This is a genomic window from Streptococcus oralis subsp. oralis (assembly GCF_002096595.1).
Lineage (GTDB): Bacteria > Bacillota > Bacilli > Lactobacillales > Streptococcaceae > Streptococcus > Streptococcus oralis_D.
The window spans coordinates 321,403-338,180 of the sequence record NZ_NCUR01000010.1 but is presented as its reverse complement, the minus strand read 5'-3'; the positions used below and the strand labels follow the sequence as shown (position 1 = coordinate 338,180).

The 16,778-nt window shown below is 40.5% G+C and carries 17 protein-coding genes, 1 tRNA gene and 1 riboswitch; of the genes, 14 read left to right on the top strand and 4 right to left on the bottom strand.

Annotated elements, in window-relative coordinates; translation table 11 throughout:
* The first annotated feature begins 80 nt into the window (after window positions 1-80).
* From pitA to hemH, 6 genes are all read left to right on the top strand, one after another.
* Complete coding sequence (gene pitA, locus B7714_RS06055; RefSeq protein ID WP_084859971.1) at window positions 81-2,672, top strand: PI-2 pilus tip adhesin PitA; 2,592 nt, start codon at window positions 81-83, stop codon at window positions 2,670-2,672.
* Window positions 2,672-3,223 carry a PI-2 pilus system signal peptidase SipA gene (gene sipA / locus B7714_RS06050; protein ID WP_000924790.1) on the top strand — a complete coding sequence of 184 codons (552 nt, stop codon included), beginning with the start codon at window positions 2,672-2,674 and terminating at the stop codon, window positions 3,221-3,223. Before pitA ends, sipA begins: the two co-directional genes overlap by 1 nt.
* The gene (locus B7714_RS06045) at window positions 3,223-4,482 is read left to right on the top strand and encodes a DUF7601 domain-containing protein (protein WP_084859970.1); all 1,260 of its coding nucleotides are present in this window, start codon (window positions 3,223-3,225) and stop codon (window positions 4,480-4,482) included. The genes sipA and B7714_RS06045 overlap by 1 nt, the downstream gene beginning before the upstream one ends.
* 16 nt (window positions 4,483-4,498) lie before the next feature.
* Window positions 4,499-5,500 carry a PI-2 pilus system class B sortase SrtG1 gene (gene srtB, locus B7714_RS06040; RefSeq protein WP_000695087.1) on the top strand — a complete coding sequence of 334 codons (1,002 nt, stop codon included), beginning with the start codon at window positions 4,499-4,501 and terminating at the stop codon, window positions 5,498-5,500.
* A gap of 75 nt (window positions 5,501-5,575) precedes the next feature.
* Window positions 5,576-6,448 carry a PI-2 pilus system class B sortase SrtG2 gene (gene srtB / locus B7714_RS06035; protein WP_084859969.1) on the top strand — a complete coding sequence of 291 codons (873 nt, stop codon included), beginning with the start codon at window positions 5,576-5,578 and terminating at the stop codon, window positions 6,446-6,448.
* A 77-nt stretch (window positions 6,449-6,525) separates the two neighbouring features.
* Entirely contained in the window at window positions 6,526-7,620 is a 1,095-nt protein-coding gene (gene hemH, locus B7714_RS06030) for a ferrochelatase (protein WP_084859968.1), read from the top strand.
* Between the two features lie 41 nt (window positions 7,621-7,661).
* Here the strand turns inward: hemH and mscL are convergent, their stop codons facing one another.
* Entirely contained in the window at window positions 7,662-8,042 is a 381-nt protein-coding gene (mscL, locus tag B7714_RS06025; RefSeq protein WP_084860381.1) for a large conductance mechanosensitive channel protein MscL, read from the bottom strand.
* 79 nt (window positions 8,043-8,121) lie between these two features.
* Window positions 8,122-8,559, bottom strand: coding sequence for a GtrA family protein (locus tag B7714_RS06020; RefSeq protein ID WP_084859967.1), 438 nt, complete (start codon window positions 8,557-8,559; stop codon window positions 8,122-8,124).
* Window positions 8,560-8,587: 28 nt separating this feature from the next.
* A riboswitch (PreQ1 riboswitch) is annotated at window positions 8,588-8,684 on the top strand.
* Here B7714_RS06020 and B7714_RS06015 point away from each other — a divergent pair.
* The 4 genes from B7714_RS06015 to dapA all read left to right on the top strand — a co-directional run bounded on the left by B7714_RS06015 (window position 8,682) and on the right by dapA (window position 11,830).
* Complete coding sequence (locus B7714_RS06015) at window positions 8,682-9,194, top strand: QueT transporter family protein (RefSeq protein WP_000737305.1); 513 nt, start codon at window positions 8,682-8,684, stop codon at window positions 9,192-9,194. (Overlaps the previous riboswitch by 3 nt.)
* 105 nt (window positions 9,195-9,299) lie before the next feature.
* Window positions 9,300-9,372 (top strand) — tRNA-Thr (locus B7714_RS06010).
* Between the two features lie 389 nt (window positions 9,373-9,761).
* Complete coding sequence (locus B7714_RS06005; protein ID WP_084859966.1) at window positions 9,762-10,838, top strand: aspartate-semialdehyde dehydrogenase; 1,077 nt, start codon at window positions 9,762-9,764, stop codon at window positions 10,836-10,838.
* Between the two features lie 56 nt (window positions 10,839-10,894).
* Window positions 10,895-11,830: a 4-hydroxy-tetrahydrodipicolinate synthase gene (gene dapA / locus B7714_RS06000; RefSeq protein WP_000121603.1), complete on the top strand. Its 936-nt coding sequence runs from the start codon at window positions 10,895-10,897 to the stop codon at window positions 11,828-11,830.
* A gap of 46 nt (window positions 11,831-11,876) precedes the next feature.
* Here the strand turns inward: dapA and mnmE are convergent, their stop codons facing one another.
* Window positions 11,877-13,250, bottom strand: coding sequence for a tRNA uridine-5-carboxymethylaminomethyl(34) synthesis GTPase MnmE (gene mnmE, locus B7714_RS05995; protein ID WP_084859965.1), 1,374 nt, complete (start codon window positions 13,248-13,250; stop codon window positions 11,877-11,879).
* A gap of 134 nt (window positions 13,251-13,384) precedes the next feature.
* Window positions 13,385-13,567, bottom strand: a complete 183-nt coding sequence (locus B7714_RS05990) for a 4-oxalocrotonate tautomerase (RefSeq protein WP_001117397.1) — start codon at window positions 13,565-13,567, stop codon at window positions 13,385-13,387.
* 122 nt (window positions 13,568-13,689) lie between these two features.
* Between B7714_RS05990 and B7714_RS05985 the strand changes: the two genes are divergently transcribed.
* From B7714_RS05985 to B7714_RS05970, 4 genes are read left to right on the top strand one after another with little or no spacing between them, the layout of a single operon-like run.
* On the top strand, window positions 13,690-14,280 hold the full coding sequence (locus tag B7714_RS05985; protein WP_000068123.1) for a thymidine kinase: 591 nt from the start codon (window positions 13,690-13,692) through the stop codon (window positions 14,278-14,280).
* Window positions 14,277-15,356 (top strand): peptide chain release factor 1, encoded by a 1,080-nt coding sequence (gene prfA / locus B7714_RS05980; protein WP_084859964.1) that lies wholly within the window; start codon window positions 14,277-14,279, stop codon window positions 15,354-15,356. Before B7714_RS05985 ends, prfA begins: the two co-directional genes overlap by 4 nt.
* Entirely contained in the window at window positions 15,356-16,192 is an 837-nt protein-coding gene (prmC, locus tag B7714_RS05975; RefSeq protein WP_084859963.1) for a peptide chain release factor N(5)-glutamine methyltransferase, read from the top strand. Before prfA ends, prmC begins: the two co-directional genes overlap by 1 nt.
* A complete protein-coding gene (locus tag B7714_RS05970; protein WP_084859962.1) occupies window positions 16,176-16,778 on the top strand; it encodes an L-threonylcarbamoyladenylate synthase in 603 nt (200 codons plus the stop codon). Before prmC ends, B7714_RS05970 begins: the two co-directional genes overlap by 17 nt.

Here is a 16,778-nt window from a genome sequence, read left to right as displayed (position 1 = left end):
ACTTTATTGTACAATTATCTTGTAAATGTCCTAGATTGATATAGTAACAATATTAGTACATTCTAGTTAAGGAGAATAAAATGAACATTCGCTTCGATTTTAAGAAAGTTCAAATTATTGCGCGCCGTTTAGTTACACTGTTAGCTATTCTCTTTTTGTGTGCTCCGATAAGTCTGTTAAATGCAGATTCTACTACAGAACCTCAGACAACTCTTCATAAAACGATTACTCCGATATCAGGACAGGATGACAAGTATGAGTTGTCATTGGATATCACGTCCAAACTGGGAACGGAGACCCAAACGGATCCCTTGGATGTCGTTTTAGTAGCAGACCTCTCAGGAAGTATGCAGAATCAGGATGTCCAATCTTTTGATGGACGGACGATCAGTCGGATTGACGCATTAAAAAATACTCTAAGAGGAACAAATGGTCGTAAGGGCTTAATTGATACCATTCTATCCAATTCAAATAACCGCTTATCCATGGTAGGTTTTGGGGGAAAAATTGACAATAAAAAAGTTGATCAGTATTGGGATGGACATAAATGGAGACTATTTAGACCATACTGGCCCTATGAACGGATGACAAAATACTATGATGGCGTTTCACCATGGGATGATGCTAACACGATTTTAGGATGGAGTAACAATGCTCGTGCTGCTAAAACAGCGGTATACAACATGAGTATTGCAGGAGGTAATTCCATTGGTACTGAGTCAGGTATTGGTACCGGGACCAATATTGGGGCTGGATTAACCTTGGCCAACCAGTTAATGGGAAGTGCAAGATCTAATGCTAAGAAAGTCGTTATTTTGCTTTCAGATGGCTTTGCGAATATGGTCTACGATGCCAATGGTTACACTATATATAACTACAATAACGAGGATCCTAATATCGAAACAGCTCCCCAGTGGTTTTGGGATAGATTAAATAATAATCTAAATAGTCTATCATATAGCTTGGCTCCAACACTTGATGGTTTCTATTCAATTAAATTTCGTTATTCAAACAATGTCGACAGTATTACCAGTCTGCAATATTATATGAGGCAACATAATGCCTCCATTCCAAATGAAATATTCTCTGCAAATGATGAAGACCAGTTACAAGACAGTTTCAAAGATATCACTGATAAGATTCTGCCACTGGGAATCCACCACGTGACCATCAAGGATGTTCTTTCTAAGTATGTCCAGCTATTACCGAACGGATCGTCAGAGTTTCGTGTAGTGAAAGAAAAGGATGGTAGCAGTGAAACATTAACCGAAGAGCAAGTAACTTTTGATACCAAGACAACGGCAGAAGGATTAGTGGAAGTTACGGCTAACTTTTCTCCGAATTATTCCTTAGAAGATGGAGCTAGATATGTCCTCAAATTCACTGTTACATCTAGTCAAGATGCTCTGGATGCCATTGCAGGTGATAAAAAACTAGAGGCTGGTGATGCTGAAGGTTCTGATGTCAATAAACTCTATTCCAATAAAGGTGCCAGTGTCACCTATTCCTATGGAATAGGCACCTCCCAAACCAAGACCAAAGAATACTCTGACAACCCAACCTTTAAGCCTTCGGATCCATTAACGGTTCCGGTGGAAGTTGAATGGCAAGGTGTGACGGGTGCGAGAACTGTTATTACAGCTGATCAACCGAGTAATGTTGAACTGAAACTGGTTCAAAAGAACAAGAATGGAGGTCCTGATAATCAAGACTATCGAAAGACCAATGTGACTGTCGAAAAAAATAAATCTAATGAAACGAGGAACTTTGAAAAAGTTGCCAAAGGATATCAATACGATTTAATTGCACCGGACGTCCCAGCCTTTACCAAAGAAATAAAAAATGTTGGTACAGAAACTAAACCATCCTTTAAGGTAATCTATAAACAATTGCCAAGTCTGACGATTAAGAAAGTGTTGGAAGCTGAAAATAACTTGAACAAGGAGTTTAGGATTAAGGTAAAACTAACCTCTCCTGATTCTACGCCATTGAATGGAACTTTTGGTGAGATAACTGTTGTGAATGGTGAAGCGGAGATCCGTGTCGAAAAACGAAAACGTTGGAAAGGTATTCTAAGCTATCTTCCTCGAGGAACCCATTACAAGGTTGAAGAAGAAGCGGCATCAACGAATGGTTACCACGTTACATATGAGAATCAAGAGGGTGATCTGAATAAAGACGAAACCAGCACTGTTACGAATCACAAGCTTCCAAGTTTATCAGTCACAAAAAAAGTTACAGGCGTATTTGCCAACCTATTAAAATCCTTCAAGATTACCATTAACATTAGGGATGCTCAGAATAGCCCATTGAATGGAACCTATACTGCAACGGTGAATAATAAAAGAACCTCTCTGCAATTCACGAATGGTCGAGCATCTATAGATCTCAACAAAGATCAAACCATAAAAATTTATGGGCTACCACTCGATAGTCACTATACCGTAGAAGAGGAATCAAACTCTTCGCGTGGATATCAGGTATCTTATGAAAATCAAGAAGGCAAGCTAGATGGGGATAAGTCCGCGACAGTCACGAATAATAAGAATAGCGTACCTGAAACCGGAGTTGACTTCCTCAGCAGTACACTCGTGTTAGGAATAATCCTTCCTCTAGGAGGTATCTTCTTTACAATCCTACTCGGCTATCTAGTGGTACATAGGAGAAAATAATGCTACTTAAAAAGAAACATAAGAAAACAGTAACACAAGTCAATCGGGATAAGTCTCCGCCGAGTGTATGGGGAGATATCCTCTACTTAGTCAGTAAGCTTCTGATGGTTGGGTTTGTACTGGCCACCCTTTACTTTTTTGTCTTTGGACTATTGAGATACAATGACGATGGCATGAAGCCAGCCTTAAAAGATGGCGACTTGGTTGTCTACTATAGGCTTGATAAACGTTATTCGATTGGTGACCTGCTTGTCTATAGTTATAAGGGTAAGGAAAGAGTGGCGCGTGTCATAGCAACCGAAGGAAGTACGATCGATATAAACGAAAATGGTCTCATCATCAACGGTTCTCCTCAACAAGAGCAGGATATCTACAAAGAAACGCTGCTCTATAAGGAAGGGGCTACCTTCCCAATGAAAGTCCCAGCAGGACAACTCTTTGTCCTCGGAGACAATCGAACAACGGCTGTAGATAGTCGTGCTTTTGGAACCATTCCTATACAGGATACCCATGGCAAGGTGGTAACAGTCCTAAGGCGACGGGGCTTTTGATGACAATTTATGAAAAAAGAAATTTAAAAATAAAAGGAATAATCATGAAAAAAACATTTTTGAAAAAATTAGTTACTGCAAGTATTGCAGCTGTAACCGCCTTGTCGGTCTTTAGTGGAGTGCCAACATTTGCGGATACAAATGATGATAATCTCGCAACAGCTAGAGCAACAGGAGAAAGTGATGCTAAAGTTGCTATAAATAAAACTTTAAAAATTGCCGAAGGAATTACTACACCTAATGCAACTTTTACATTTACCTTCACACCTCAAACTGGAACATCATCTAATGGGGCACCATATGAAACTGGAACGAATATTCCAGATCAGAGTGTAACTTTTCGTTCGTCAGATGTCTTGAAACCAAATGAAGATAGTATAAAAAAAGACACAACTAATATTTTTTATTCTGTTAGATACAACCATGCTGGTGAATATGTTTATAGAGTTGCAGAAAAGAATGATGGTTGGCAAGCAATTTCTAAAAATGGTACCCCTATTGACTATATGACTTATGATACGCGTACATACGACATGCACGTTATTGTAAAGAATAAGAGTCGTGAGAATGGGACTTACATTTCATCTGTGTATTTTAAAGAAACCAGTAATACTAACGGCGCAAAAGTAAAACCTTCTACAGGCTCTGAAACATATAAATATGACTTATTTAGTAACACCTATCGAAAAGACGCTGGGAAAATTACGAACCCCAATGATCCAAAACCAAATAATCCAGATCAAGCTAACATAGATCCAACAGCAAATTCATTAGTTATTAAAAAAGTTGTGTCAGGATCAAGTGCTGATAAGACTAAAAACTTCACTTTCAAACTTACTTTTAAAAAAGCGTCGACTGAAGAAGCAAGTTCAATTAATGGTAGTATTGATGGAGTTTCCAAAACTTTTGAATATGATAGAGAAACTACAATTACTTTAAGACATAATCAAACTCTTGTATTTAAAAAAATTCCAGCTGGTACAAAATATAAATTAGTTGAAGTTAGTTCTCAGGGATATACTGCATCATCAGAACTCAAATCAAATGGTTTAATTAGAACACAGAATGGAACAAAATCACAAGATTTTACACAAGAAAACATCCTTATTGGTGAAAAACCAAACGATAACACTATCACAAATAGCTTGCCAGACGTTACCCCTACTGGTCTCTTGATTGATAACCTTCCTTTCATCTTGATGATTTGTCTTGGTTTGGCTGGATTTGTTGTTTTGTCTAAAAAACGCAGACAAGCTTAAGCAAGTGGTTTGACCGATGAAAATCAAGCGTGAGAAACCAAAAAGGAGTTTGTCTAGGCGTCTGGTCCTTGCTGTAGATGCATTGATGAATCATATCTTGCTCCTCTTGGCAGCCTTAGTCTTTCTCTTTGGTTTCTACGCCCTTTGGGATGCCAATCAGGTTTATTCTCAGGCTTCATCAAGTGAGTATGAGGCTTATAGACCTGTTAGTACCAGTGAGAAGGATGAGCTTGCTAGTTTTTCTGGCTTTCACAAGCTACAGCAAGTCAATCCAGAGGTTCTCGGTTGGATCAATGTCTATGGCACCAATATCGACTATCCCTTAGTCCAAGCCAAAGACAATGAAAAATACCTGAACAAGGATTCCAAGGGAGAATTTGCAGCTACAGGGGCTATTTTCCTTGAGGCTCGAAATGAATCCAAGTTCGAAGACTTTAATACCATCATCTACGGGCACCATGTAGAAAATGGGGTTATGTTTGGAGATGTAGCAAAGTTTTCTGATAAGGAATTTTTTGATCAGCATCGCTACGGTAGTATTTACTATAATGGCGTAGAAAAAGGTCTTGAAATCTTTGAAATGCTCGAGGTGGACGCCTATGACTTTAACATCTACGATCCAGGTATTAATGGGGATGATCGGCGCCAAGAATATATCGATCACTTACTCTCGGTTGCCATCCACAAACGAGACATTACACTGGGGCCAAATGACCATATCATTCTTCTCAGTACCTGTTTCCTAGACGTAACAAATGGGAGACATATCGTAGTTGCCAAGATTACGGATACGGTTCCAAAGAACACCTTCCATACGAAAAAATCAAAACCATTCCCATACAGTGTCTTTGATGATTCGTCGCTCGGACGATTTCTCTCATCGATTCCTTTGTGGATATGGTACATCATCTTGTTTATCTTGCTCTTGCTATTGATCTTCTTGCTCATCATCCTCTATTTGATCTTACGTCGTAGAAGAGAAGCAAAGGAAGAAGGAGCAGATACCATTACTGACTAAACTACCAATAAAAGAGAAAGGGACAGCCTCTCTTGCTCTTTTATTTTCAAGGCTAGAAAGGAGAAAGAAGGAAATATGAAAACAAGTACGAGTCGCAAAGTTATAAAGGTCATTCTATCCCTCTTTCTAGCTTTTTTCTGTCTTTTTACAGCTGATAGAGTCCTTGCGAGTGACTACGATCATTATAATCCCATTGAAAAGGATGCCAGCAGTACGGGCTTTGAAACCTTGCAGCACCTCAACAAGGATGTTTGTGGTTGGATTAGCCTTGATGGGACCAAGGTAGACTATCCCCTCTTGCAGAGTCAGGACAATGTCAAATACCTTGACCGCAATGCTTTTGGCGATTATACTGTGTCAGGGTCTATTTTTCTAGACTATCGTTTTAATCCAAACTTTACTGACTTTAACACCATCATCTATGGTCACTCCATGGCTTCTGGTGCTATGTTTGGGGAGATTCAAAAATTTGCGGATCAAGATTTTTTTGAAAAGCATCGCTATGGCTCTATCTACTACAATGGCCGTGAACGTGGTCTGGAGATTTTTGGGATTTTAGAAGTAGATGCATATGACACGGAGATTTACCGAACTTTGAGTTCCAACGATGAGGAACACCAGGCTTACTATCAATATTTGCTAAGTAAAGCCAAGTACAAGCGAGATGTCTCCTTGACCTCAACGGACAAGATTGTTTTGTTAAGCACCTGTTTCCTTAACATTACAAACGGACGACATATCCTCTTAGCTAAAATAACGGATGCACCAGTAAAAGCATCCCAGGATAAAAGTGGAGAAGCAGTAGGGACGCGCTATTTTGACCAAGGAATTCCAACGCATTGGATTTATATCCTTGCCTTTCTTCTCCTGATTATCGTCGTCTTACTCCTTGTTGTTATCATCCTAATCATGAGGAGAGATAGAAATACAAAAGAACAAAAAAAATAGTAGGCGGCGGAAGCGTTTACTATTTTTTTCTTTCATGATAGAATAGATAGTGAAAACAATATCATAAGGATGATAACATGAAAAGAGCCCTATTAATGATGACCTTTGGATCTCCAGAGGAGATTAGTTTTGAAGGAGTAGCAGAATTTTTTACAAACATTCGTCGTGGAGTTAGACCCCAAGACCACGAAATTCAGATCCTCTATGACAACTATGTCCGTATCGGTGGGACGCCTTTGCAGCGGATTACAAGGGAAGAAGTTGCTTTAGTAAGAGAACGTATAGGGGAGGAGTACGGTATCTACTTTGCCAACAAATTTTCTCGCCCCTTTATCCCAGACGTGATCAAGCAGATGGAAACTGATGGTGTTGAAGAATGTATTTGCTTGATTTTGGAACCTCATTATTCTTTTTACTCAGTCATGGGATATGAAAAGTTTTTGGAAAGCCAGCAGATCCGATTTTTAGTTATTAAGGACTGGTATCAACAAGAGCCTTTGCTGGACTTCTGGACAGATGAGATTAACAAAATTTTACGAAACCATGTGGGAGAAGAGTCTTTCAAGGTAATCTTTTCAGCCCATAGCGTCCCCGTTTTTGCCTTGGACTTTGGAGATCCTTATATCGATCAGATTTTCGATAATAGCAAGCTAATTGCTGAACAACTCGGCTTAACGACAGACCAGTATACCAATACTTGGCAGAGCGAAAGTGATATTGGAATCCCTTGGATCAAGCCAGATGTCTTAGAATATTTGCGAGAACAAAAGCAACATCCAGAGCATTATATCTTTGTCCCGATTAGCTTTATCAGTGAGCATATCGAAGTCTTGTTTGATAACGATGTGGAATGTTATGAGTTGTGTCAAGAATTAGGTGTCACCTACCATCGTCCACCTATGCCCAATACAGATAGCCGTTTAATTGATGCTTTAGTTGCTACAGTAAGAGCCAATGAAGACAAAGAATTTAAAGCTTTTCTCCCAGAAGAAGAAACCTTTGATGAGTTAGCGCCTTCAGCAACTACCAAGGACATCATGGAGGAGACAGACGACCTTCAGATGCCAGAATTTGTCAAAAAACTCATTGAGAAAAAAGGTCGTGAAAATGTGAAGATGCCTTACTTGATTAAGAAAATGCTTGAAAAGGCTGGGAAGTTAACAAAAGAGTAAAGAAAAAAGGATTTAGCTTTAAGCTAGATCCTTTATTTGTTTTATTTTTTCTCAAGAAGAGCTTTGATTTCTTGAAGAACTTCAAGTTCAGTTGGAGCAGCAGGTGCTTCCTCAACCACTTCCTCTTTCTTACGAAGGTTTTGCGCTTTTTCAATAGCTTTAATAACGAAGAAAAGCACAGTACCTACAACGAGAAAGTTGATAATAGCACTCAAGAATTTACCATATGTAACACCATTCCATGCAAGCTCAGCGATGTTTTGTACTTTCGCAGCTTCCAAAGCTGGGTTCAATAGAAGTGGAGTGATGATATCGTTAACAAATGAAGTAACGATAGCACCAAAAGCAGAGGCAATGATCACACCGACAGCGAGGTCAACGACATTACCACGAAGCAAGAATTCTTTAAGATCCTTTAACATTTTCATAAATTCCTTTCCTAATTTTCTAATTTATTATATCCTAAATTGTGACAAAAAGCAACTTGAACGCTTAAAGCAGTCAGTTGCCCCTTTTAAAAATATAGATTTTACTGAAAATATAGTTTAAAATGATGATCAAGATTTGTGCTAGGATAGTTTCAACAGTATTAACCCTATCTATATTAAATTCGACAAACTGGCCAATAATATCAGGGAAAGTTGTAACAAAGATATAAGTTAAAAGAACGTCAAGACCAAGAGTAGAGAGACGAGCTAAGAAAAACTTAGCCAAGCGAGTCGGCCAATTTCTTCTCTCTTGTTTAAAGACAATTGTATCATTTGTGAGAAAGGCAAAGAGAATCCCAATAATATTTGCAAGGGCAGTTGCAAGGATTTCCTGGTGGCTGATATGGTAAATAACCAAACGTGATGAAATAGAGACCAGAGTCGTAGCACCACCGAAAAATAGGTAGGAGAGAATCTCGTTATCAAAGAAAGATCTTGTTAGTTTTTTCATGATTTTAGTATAGCATAAAGCTGGCTAATGTGCTATACTAGTAAGGTTGATAATCTCAACCCTTGGTGCTTAGCTTCTTTCACCAAGCATATTTTACGCGGGAAACCGTCAAAGGAGAAAACATGAAAAAATTAACTGTTCGTGACATGGCAGATATTGCTATTGTTGCTGCTATTTATGTAGTTTTGACTATTACGCCACCAATCAATGTTCTTAGTTTTGGGGAGTACCAGTTCCGTATTTCAGAAATGTTGAATTTCTTGGCATTTTACAACCCTAAATACATCATCGGTGTGACAATTGGATGTATGATTGCTAATTTATTTAGTAGTTTTGGATTAATAGATGTCTTTGTTGGTGGAGGTTCTACCCTAGTTTTCCTAAGTCTAGGTGTATGGCTCTTTGCAAAATACAGCAAAGATTACCTCTTTAACGGATTGATTCGAAAAGATCATTTCTTCTTTTCAATCCTCTTCTCCATTTCAATGATTACCATTGCAGCCGAACTTCATATCTTGACAGAAGCTCCCTTCTTCTTCACATGGTTCTCTACTGGAATTGGTGAGTTTGCATCACTCATCGTAGGTGCTATTTTAATCGGAAAATTAGGACGCCGAATCGATCTAACAAGATAAGAAGTTTATAAGCTAGATTCTTGCTAAATCTAGCTTTTTTCATTCCATAAAATTAAAAGAGAGCGCTTGACAAGAACATAGAACTATAGTATACTTTTTAGGTAAGCTGATTTAGCTCAGTTGGCAGAGCGCATCCATGGTAAGGATGAGGTCGCCGGTTCAATCCCGGCAATTAGCATTAAATAGATACAAAAACTCTTATTTACAAGGGTTTTTGTTATGTCTGCCCCAAATTTTTCAAAGATATTTCTTATGCACCTGTATAAATGAAGCAAAGAGTTTTGGCTGTTGACAAAAGTGACTCTATCTAGTAGAATAGTAGATGCGATGAGTCGATAGGCAGTCTTCGGACTGCTATTGAGCATAAGGAGGTCATAACGCAGGAGCGGACCTTGATGAGTTGTGTGAACCTGCTCATCACATGAAGATGCCTCTTAGTCCCTGGTCAATGACTAGGGATTTTTAATTTTCAGAAAATATAACCCAAAAATGCTTTTCAATTTCTGGAAAAAGTAGTATAATACATCTATTATAGAAATTTTTAGAAAATTCCGAAAGAGGTTATTTATGGGATATACAGTTGCTGTAGTCGGCGCGACAGGTGCTGTCGGAGCTCAGATGATAAAAATGTTGGAAGAATCAACACTTCCAATCGATAAAATTCGTTACCTTGCTTCTGCACGTTCAGCAGGCAAGACTTTGAAATTTAAAGACCAAGATATTACGATTGAAGAAACGACTGAGACCGCTTTTGAGGGTGTTGATATTGCACTCTTCTCAGCAGGTGGTTCGACATCAGCTAAGTATGCACCATACGCAGTTCAAGCTGGAGCGGTAGTAGTAGATAACACATCTTATTTCCGTCAAAATCCAGATGTACCATTGGTTGTGCCGGAAGTCAATGCTCACGCACTTGATGCCCACAACGGGATTATTGCTTGCCCTAACTGTTCAACAATCCAAATGATGGTGGCTCTTGAGCCTGTTCGTCAAAAATGGGGCTTGGACCGTATCATCGTTTCAACTTACCAAGCGGTCTCAGGTGCTGGTATGGGAGCGATTCTTGAAACACAACGTGAACTTCGTGAAGTCTTGAATGACGGTGTGAATCCACGTGATTTGCATGCGGAAATCTTGCCTTCAGGCGGTGACAAGAAACACTATCCTATCGCCTTTAACGCTCTTCCGCAAATCGATGTCTTCACGGACAATGATTACACTTACGAAGAGATGAAGATGACTAAGGAAACGAAGAAAATCATGGAAGATGATAGCATCGCAGTATCTGCAACCTGTGTACGTATTCCTGTCTTGTCAGCTCACTCTGAGTCTGTTTACATTGAAACAAAAGAAGTGGCCCCAATCGAAGAAGTGAAAGCAGCTATTTCAGCCTTCCCAGGTGCTGTTCTTGAGGATGACGTAGCGCATCAAATCTATCCGCAAGCTATCAATGCTGTTGGCTCACGTGATACCTTTGTTGGTCGTATCCGTAAAGACTTGGATGCTGAAAAAGGAATCCACATGTGGGTTGTTTCAGATAACCTCCTCAAAGGTGCTGCTTGGAACTCAGTTCAAATCGCAGAAACGCTTCATGAGCGTGGATTGGTTCGTCCAACAGCGGAGTTGAAATTTGAATCAAAATAGTCATATCGTTTAGGAGTTCAGATGAACTCCTTCTTTGAAATAGAGAGGTGTTTCTCATGTCTTATCAAGATTTAAAAGAGTGTAAAATCATCACGGCCTTTATTACCCCTTTCCATGAGGATGGTTCCATCAACTTTGATGCTATTCCAGCCTTGATTGAGCATTTGTTGGCCCATCATACAGATGGAATTCTTCTTGCAGGGACGACTGCCGAGAGTCCAACTTTGACTCACGATGAAGAGTTGGAACTCTTTGCGGCTGTACAAAAGATTGTCAATGGACGCGTTCCTTTGATTGCGGGTGTAGGTACCAATGATACACGTGACTCGATTGAATTTGTCAAAGAAGTCGCAGACTTTGGTGGCTTCGCTGCTGGACTTGCTATCGTACCGTACTACAACAAACCTTCTCAAGAAGGGATGTACCAGCACTTTAAAGCTATTGCGGATGCATCAGATTTACCTATTATCATTTATAACATTCCAGGACGTGTGGTTGTCGAATTAACTCCAGAAACCATGCTTCGTTTGGCTGACCATCCAAATATCATTGGTGTCAAAGAATGTACCAGCTTGGCTAATATGGCTTACTTGATTGAGCACAAGCCAGAAGAGTTCTTGGTCTATACTGGTGAGGACGGTGATGCTTTCCATGCCATGAACCTTGGTGCGGATGGGGTTATTTCTGTTGCCTCTCATACAAATGGAGATGAGATGCACGAGATGTTTACTGCCATTGCAGAAAGCGATATGAAGAAAGCAGCAGCTATTCAGCGTAAATTCATTCCTAAGGTCAATGCTCTCTTCTCTTATCCAAGTCCTGCACCTGTTAAGGCAGTTTTGAACTACATGGGATTTGAAGCTGGTCCAACTCGATTACCTCTAGTTCCAGCACCAGAAGAAGATGCCAAACGCATTATCAAAGTTGTCGTAGATGGCGACTACGAAGCAACTAAGGCAACTGTAACTGGTGTTTTAAGACCAGATTACTAATAACTACAATAAAATCCATGACCGCAAGAACGATCATGGATTTTTCTTATTTTCCTAAACAGAATTGGCTAAAGAGTTGGGTGATGAGTTCATCAGGAGCAGCATCTCCAGTGATTTCTCCGAGGATTTCCCAAGTACGGGTCAAGTCAACTTGCAACAAATCAACTGGCATACCCAGTTCCAGCCCTTCATTAACAGCTTGTAGGCTTTCGACTGCTTTTTCAATCAAGGAAATATGACGGGCGTTAGATAGATAAGTAGCATCTTGCTCGACCAAACCAGCATTTTCAAAGAAGAGGTCATTAATGCGTTCTTCAATCTTATCGATATTTTGATTTTTAAGAACTGAAATACGGATAACATCTTCAGGCAGTTCCGAAGTTTCAATCGCTTCAGGAAGATCCGTTTTATTAAGTAGAATAATGCGGTTGGTATCCTGACTGATTTCTAAGAGTTGTCTGTCTTGTGCTGTTAGTGGCTCACTAGCATTTAGCACTAGTAATACCAAGTCAGCTTCCTTGAGGGCTTTTCTCGAACGCTCGACACCGATTTGCTCCACGATATCATCTGTTTCTCGGATACCAGCTGTATCAATCAATTTGAGAGGAACACCATTGATGTTGACGTATTCTTCGATGACATCTCGAGTAGTACCAGCGATGTCTGTTACGATGGCCTTTTCTTCACGCAATAGGTTGTTGAGGAGGCTGGATTTCCCAACGTTGGGGCGTCCGATGATGGCAGTTGAAATTCCCTCACGAAGGATCTTACCGCGACGAGCTGTTCTAAGGAGATTGGTTAGCAATTGTTCAAACTCCATAGTTTTCTCACGGACGACTGCAGTAGTGGCTTCTTCAACATCGTCATACTCAGGATAGTCGATATTGACCTCAACTTGGGCAAGCGTATTGAGAATTTCCTGACGAGTATTATTAATGAGGTCAGAAAGAGAACCGTCCAATTGTTTGACTGCAATATTCATAGCTTTGTCTGTTTTGGCACGGATGATGTCCATCACCGCCTCAGCCTGTGTCAAGTCCACACGACCGTTTAGAAAGGCACGCTTGGTAAATTCACCAGGTTCTGCCAACCGAGCTCCTTCACGGATAGCTAGTTGGAGAATTTCATTGGTTACCGCAATCCCACCGTGGGTGTTAATCTCGATAATATCTTCACGAGTGAAGGTCTTTGGAGACTTCATAGCCCCAACCATAACCTCGTCCATGATCTTACCAGTTTGAGGGTCAACGATGTGACCATAGTTAAGAGTGTGGCTAGAAACCTTGCTCAAGTCTTTTCCTTTAAAAATCTTTTGCGCAATGGCAAAACTGTCTGTTCCGCTCAAGCGGACAATACCAATAGCCCCTTCGCCTAGTGGAGTAGAGATAGCAGCGATAGTATCAAATTCACGTGTAATCATACTAATTCCTTTTGTATTTCTTTTCTTAGGATAGGTATCCAAGCATCTCTTCAAATTGTAACAAAATTAGACTATTTCTTCAATGGATGCTACTTGGAGATTGAAAAAGCCTAAGCAATTCTGCTTAAGCTGGTTTATTTGGTGCGCATTTCCCCTTGTGGGAAGTAAGTTCCTTCTGGCATGTCGTTGATGATGACATGAACGGCTGATTGAGGGGCTCCAGTGTTACGGACAATGGCTTCCGTTACTTCCTTAGCAAGAGCTTTCTTTTGCTCGAGCGTGCGACCTTCAAATAAATCGATGCGTACAAATGGCATAATAGCTTCCTCCACTAGTTTTTGATTTCTTCTATTTTACCACATTTTGCCGTTTAAAGCTTCAGAAAATTATGATATACTAGAATGTAGCAAAAATTTAGAAATGGACGTGAAATAGAAGCATGGCACAGTTGTATTATCGTTATGGGACCATGAACTCTGGTAAGACGATTGAGATTCTCAAGGTGGCCTATAACTACGAGGAGCAAGGAAAGGGAGTTGTGATTATGACTTCGGCTCTGGATACGCGTGACGGTGTTGGCTATGTATCTAGTCGAATCGGTATGAAACGCCCAGCCATTGCGATTGAGGAAACGACGGATATCTTTGGTTATATCCGAGACTTACCTGAGAAACCATACTGTGTGTTGGTCGATGAGGCCCAGTTTCTCAAGCGTCACCATGTTTACGACCTAGCTCGTGTTGTTGATGAGTTAGACATACCTGTCATGGCTTTTGGTTTGAAGAATGACTTTCGAAATGAACTGTTCGAAGGCTCCAAATATCTCTTGCTCTTAGCAGACAAGATTGACGAAATCAAGACCATTTGTCAGTACTGTAAGAAAAAGGCGACTATGGTGTTGCGTACGCACGATGGTGTGCCAGTCTATGATGGCGAACAAATTCAAATCGGTGGTAATGAAACCTATATCTCAGTCTGCCGTAAACATTATTTTGCCCCTGAAATCAATAAGGAGAATGAAGAAAAATGAACATCTATGATCAACTACAAGCTGTAGAAGACCGTTATGAAGAATTAGGAGAATTGCTGAGTGACCCTGATGTAGTCTCTGATACCAAACGCTTCATGGAATTGTCCAAAGAAGAGGCTTCAACTCGTGATACAGTAACTGTCTACCGTGAATATAAGCAAGTCCTTCAAAACATCGTTGATGCCGAAGAGATGATTAAGGAATCAGGTGGAGATGCGGACTTAGAAGAAATGGCCAAGCAAGAGCTCAAGGATGCCAAGGCTGAAAAAGAAGAATACGAAGAAAAACTAAAAATCTTGCTTCTTCCAAAAGATCCAAATGATGACAAGAACATCATCCTTGAAATCCGTGGAGCGGCTGGTGGTGACGAAGCGGCACTTTTCGCCGGAGACCTTCTAACTATGTATCAAAAATATGCGGAAGCCCAAGGCTGGCGCTTTGAAGTCATGGAAGCTTCTATGAACGGCGTCGGTGGTTTTAAAGAAGTTGTTGCCATGGTTTCTGGTCAGTCTGTATACTCTAAACTCAAGTACGAATCAGGTGCCCACCGTGTCCAACGGGTCCCTGTGACAGAAAGCCAAGGTCGTGTCCATACATCAACTGCCACAGTTCTTGTCATGCCTGAAGTGGAAGAAGTAGAGTACGATATTGATCCAAAAGACCTTCGTGTTGATATCTACCACGCATCTGGTGCTGGTGGACAGAACGTCAATAAGGTTGCGACTGCTGTTCGTATCGTTCACTTGCCGACCAATATCAAGGTTGAGATGCAGGAAGAACGTACCCAGCAGAAGAACCGTGAGAAGGCTATGAAAATCATTCGTGCGCGTGTGGCTGACCATTTTGCACAGATTGCCCAAGATGAGCAAGACGCTGAGCGTAAGTCAACTATCGGTACTGGTGACCGTTCAGAACGGATCCGTACTTACAATTTCCCACAAAACCGTGTTACAGACCACCGTATTGGCTTGACCCTTCAAAAACTAGATACCATCTTGTCTGGTAAATTGGATGAAGTTGTAGACGCTTTGGTCCTTTACGATCAAACACAGAAATTAGAAGAATTAAACAAATAATGAAATTAGCTCAATTATTTTCAGATTTTGAAGAAGAGTTGATAAGACAAGGAGAGGAAGCTGAAAGCCTCTCTTTTGTCTATCGTAGCCTGAAAAAACTCTCTTTTACAGACTTTGTCTTTTCCCTTCAGCAGGATGTGACAAAAGAGGAAGAGAATTTTGTAGAGGAGATTTACCAGCAGTTAACGGCCCACAAACCAGCTCAGTATATCATTGGTCACGCTGATTTCTTTGGAATGCAGTTAAAAGTGGATGAGCGGGTTTTGATTCCTCGTCCAGAAACAGAAGAGTTGGTGGAACTCATCCTCACAGAAAATCCTGAGGAAAATCTTAATGTCCTAGATATTGGGACTGGAAGTGGCGCCATAGCTCTTGCATTAGCTAAAAACAGACCAGATTGGTCAGTAACAGCAGCAGATATTTCCCAAGATGCCTTAGAGCTTGCATCAGAGAATGCTAGCAATCAAAATCTTAATATATTTTTTAAAAAATCGGATTGTTTTGCAGAAATTTCTGAAAAATATGATATAATTGTATCCAATCCACCCTATATCTCTCGTGAAGATGAGTCAGAGGTCGGTTTGAATGTTTTGCATTCGGAGCCTCATTCAGCTCTCTTTGCTGATGAGGATGGCCTAGCTATTTACCGTAGAATTGCGGAAGATGCAAAAGACTATCTCACAGATGGTGGTAAGATTTACCTTGAAATTGGATACAAGCAAGGTCAAAGTGTTCCTGCGCTTTTTAGGAAATATCTTCCTGAAAAACGAGTACGAACACTCAAGGACCAATTTGGTCAAGATAGGATGGTTGTAGTTGATGATGGACAGGATTAGACAAGAGTTGGAAAAGGGCGGAGCTGTTGTTCTACCAACTGAGACAGTTTATGGCCTCTTTGCTAAGGCCTTAGATGAAAAAGCTGTCGACCATGTTTACCAACTCAAACGTCGTCCTAGAGATAAGGCGCTCAATCTTAATGTCGCTTCTCTAGAGGACATCTTGCACTTTTCAAAGAAACAGCCAACTTATCTACAAAAGCTTGTAGAGACCTTTTTACCGGGTCCCTTGACTATTATCCTCGAAGCCAATGACCAAGTTCCCTATTGGGTCAACTCTGGTCTTGCAACGGTGGGATTTCGGATGCCGAGTCACCCCATTACACTTGATTTGATTCAAGAGACAGGTCCTTTGATTGGGCCGTCTGCCAATATCTCAGGTCAGGCAAGTGGAGTGACCTTTCATCAAATCCTAGAGGATTTTGACCAAGAGGTTCTGGGTCTGGAGGATGATGATTTTCTAACAGGACAGGATTCGACGATTTTGGATTTGTCTGGAGACAAGGTGAAAATCTTGCGCCAAGGCGCAATTAAACGAGAAGATATTCTTGCTCGGTTGCCAGAGATTTCTTTTGAGGAGGAATGA

Bases quoted from the DNA above. Each gene is read 5' to 3' on its own strand.
- pitA (WP_084859971.1), top strand. From the start codon at position 81: ATGAACATTCGCTTCGATTTTAAGAAAGTTCAAATTATTGCGCGCCGT.
- sipA (WP_000924790.1), top strand. From the start codon at position 2,672: ATGCTACTTAAAAAGAAACATAAGAAAACAGTAACACAAGTCAATCGG.
- B7714_RS06045 (WP_084859970.1), top strand. From the start codon at position 3,223: ATGACAATTTATGAAAAAAGAAATTTAAAAATAAAAGGAATAATCATG.
- srtB (WP_000695087.1), top strand. From the start codon at position 4,499: ATGAAAATCAAGCGTGAGAAACCAAAAAGGAGTTTGTCTAGGCGTCTG.
- srtB (WP_084859969.1), top strand. From the start codon at position 5,576: ATGAAAACAAGTACGAGTCGCAAAGTTATAAAGGTCATTCTATCCCTC.
- hemH (WP_084859968.1), top strand. From the start codon at position 6,526: ATGAAAAGAGCCCTATTAATGATGACCTTTGGATCTCCAGAGGAGATT.
- mscL (WP_084860381.1), bottom strand. From the start codon at position 8,042: ATGTTAAAGGATCTTAAAGAATTCTTGCTTCGTGGTAATGTCGTTGAC.
- B7714_RS06020 (WP_084859967.1), bottom strand. From the start codon at position 8,559: ATGAAAAAACTAACAAGATCTTTCTTTGATAACGAGATTCTCTCCTAC.
- B7714_RS06015 (WP_000737305.1), top strand. From the start codon at position 8,682: ATGAAAAAATTAACTGTTCGTGACATGGCAGATATTGCTATTGTTGCT.
- B7714_RS06005 (WP_084859966.1), top strand. From the start codon at position 9,762: ATGGGATATACAGTTGCTGTAGTCGGCGCGACAGGTGCTGTCGGAGCT.
- dapA (WP_000121603.1), top strand. From the start codon at position 10,895: ATGTCTTATCAAGATTTAAAAGAGTGTAAAATCATCACGGCCTTTATT.
- mnmE (WP_084859965.1), bottom strand. From the start codon at position 13,250: ATGATTACACGTGAATTTGATACTATCGCTGCTATCTCTACTCCACTA.
- B7714_RS05990 (WP_001117397.1), bottom strand. From the start codon at position 13,567: ATGCCATTTGTACGCATCGATTTATTTGAAGGTCGCACGCTCGAGCAA.
- B7714_RS05985 (WP_000068123.1), top strand. From the start codon at position 13,690: ATGGCACAGTTGTATTATCGTTATGGGACCATGAACTCTGGTAAGACG.
- prfA (WP_084859964.1), top strand. From the start codon at position 14,277: ATGAACATCTATGATCAACTACAAGCTGTAGAAGACCGTTATGAAGAA.
- prmC (WP_084859963.1), top strand. From the start codon at position 15,356: ATGAAATTAGCTCAATTATTTTCAGATTTTGAAGAAGAGTTGATAAGA.
- B7714_RS05970 (WP_084859962.1), top strand. From the start codon at position 16,176: ATGATGGACAGGATTAGACAAGAGTTGGAAAAGGGCGGAGCTGTTGTT.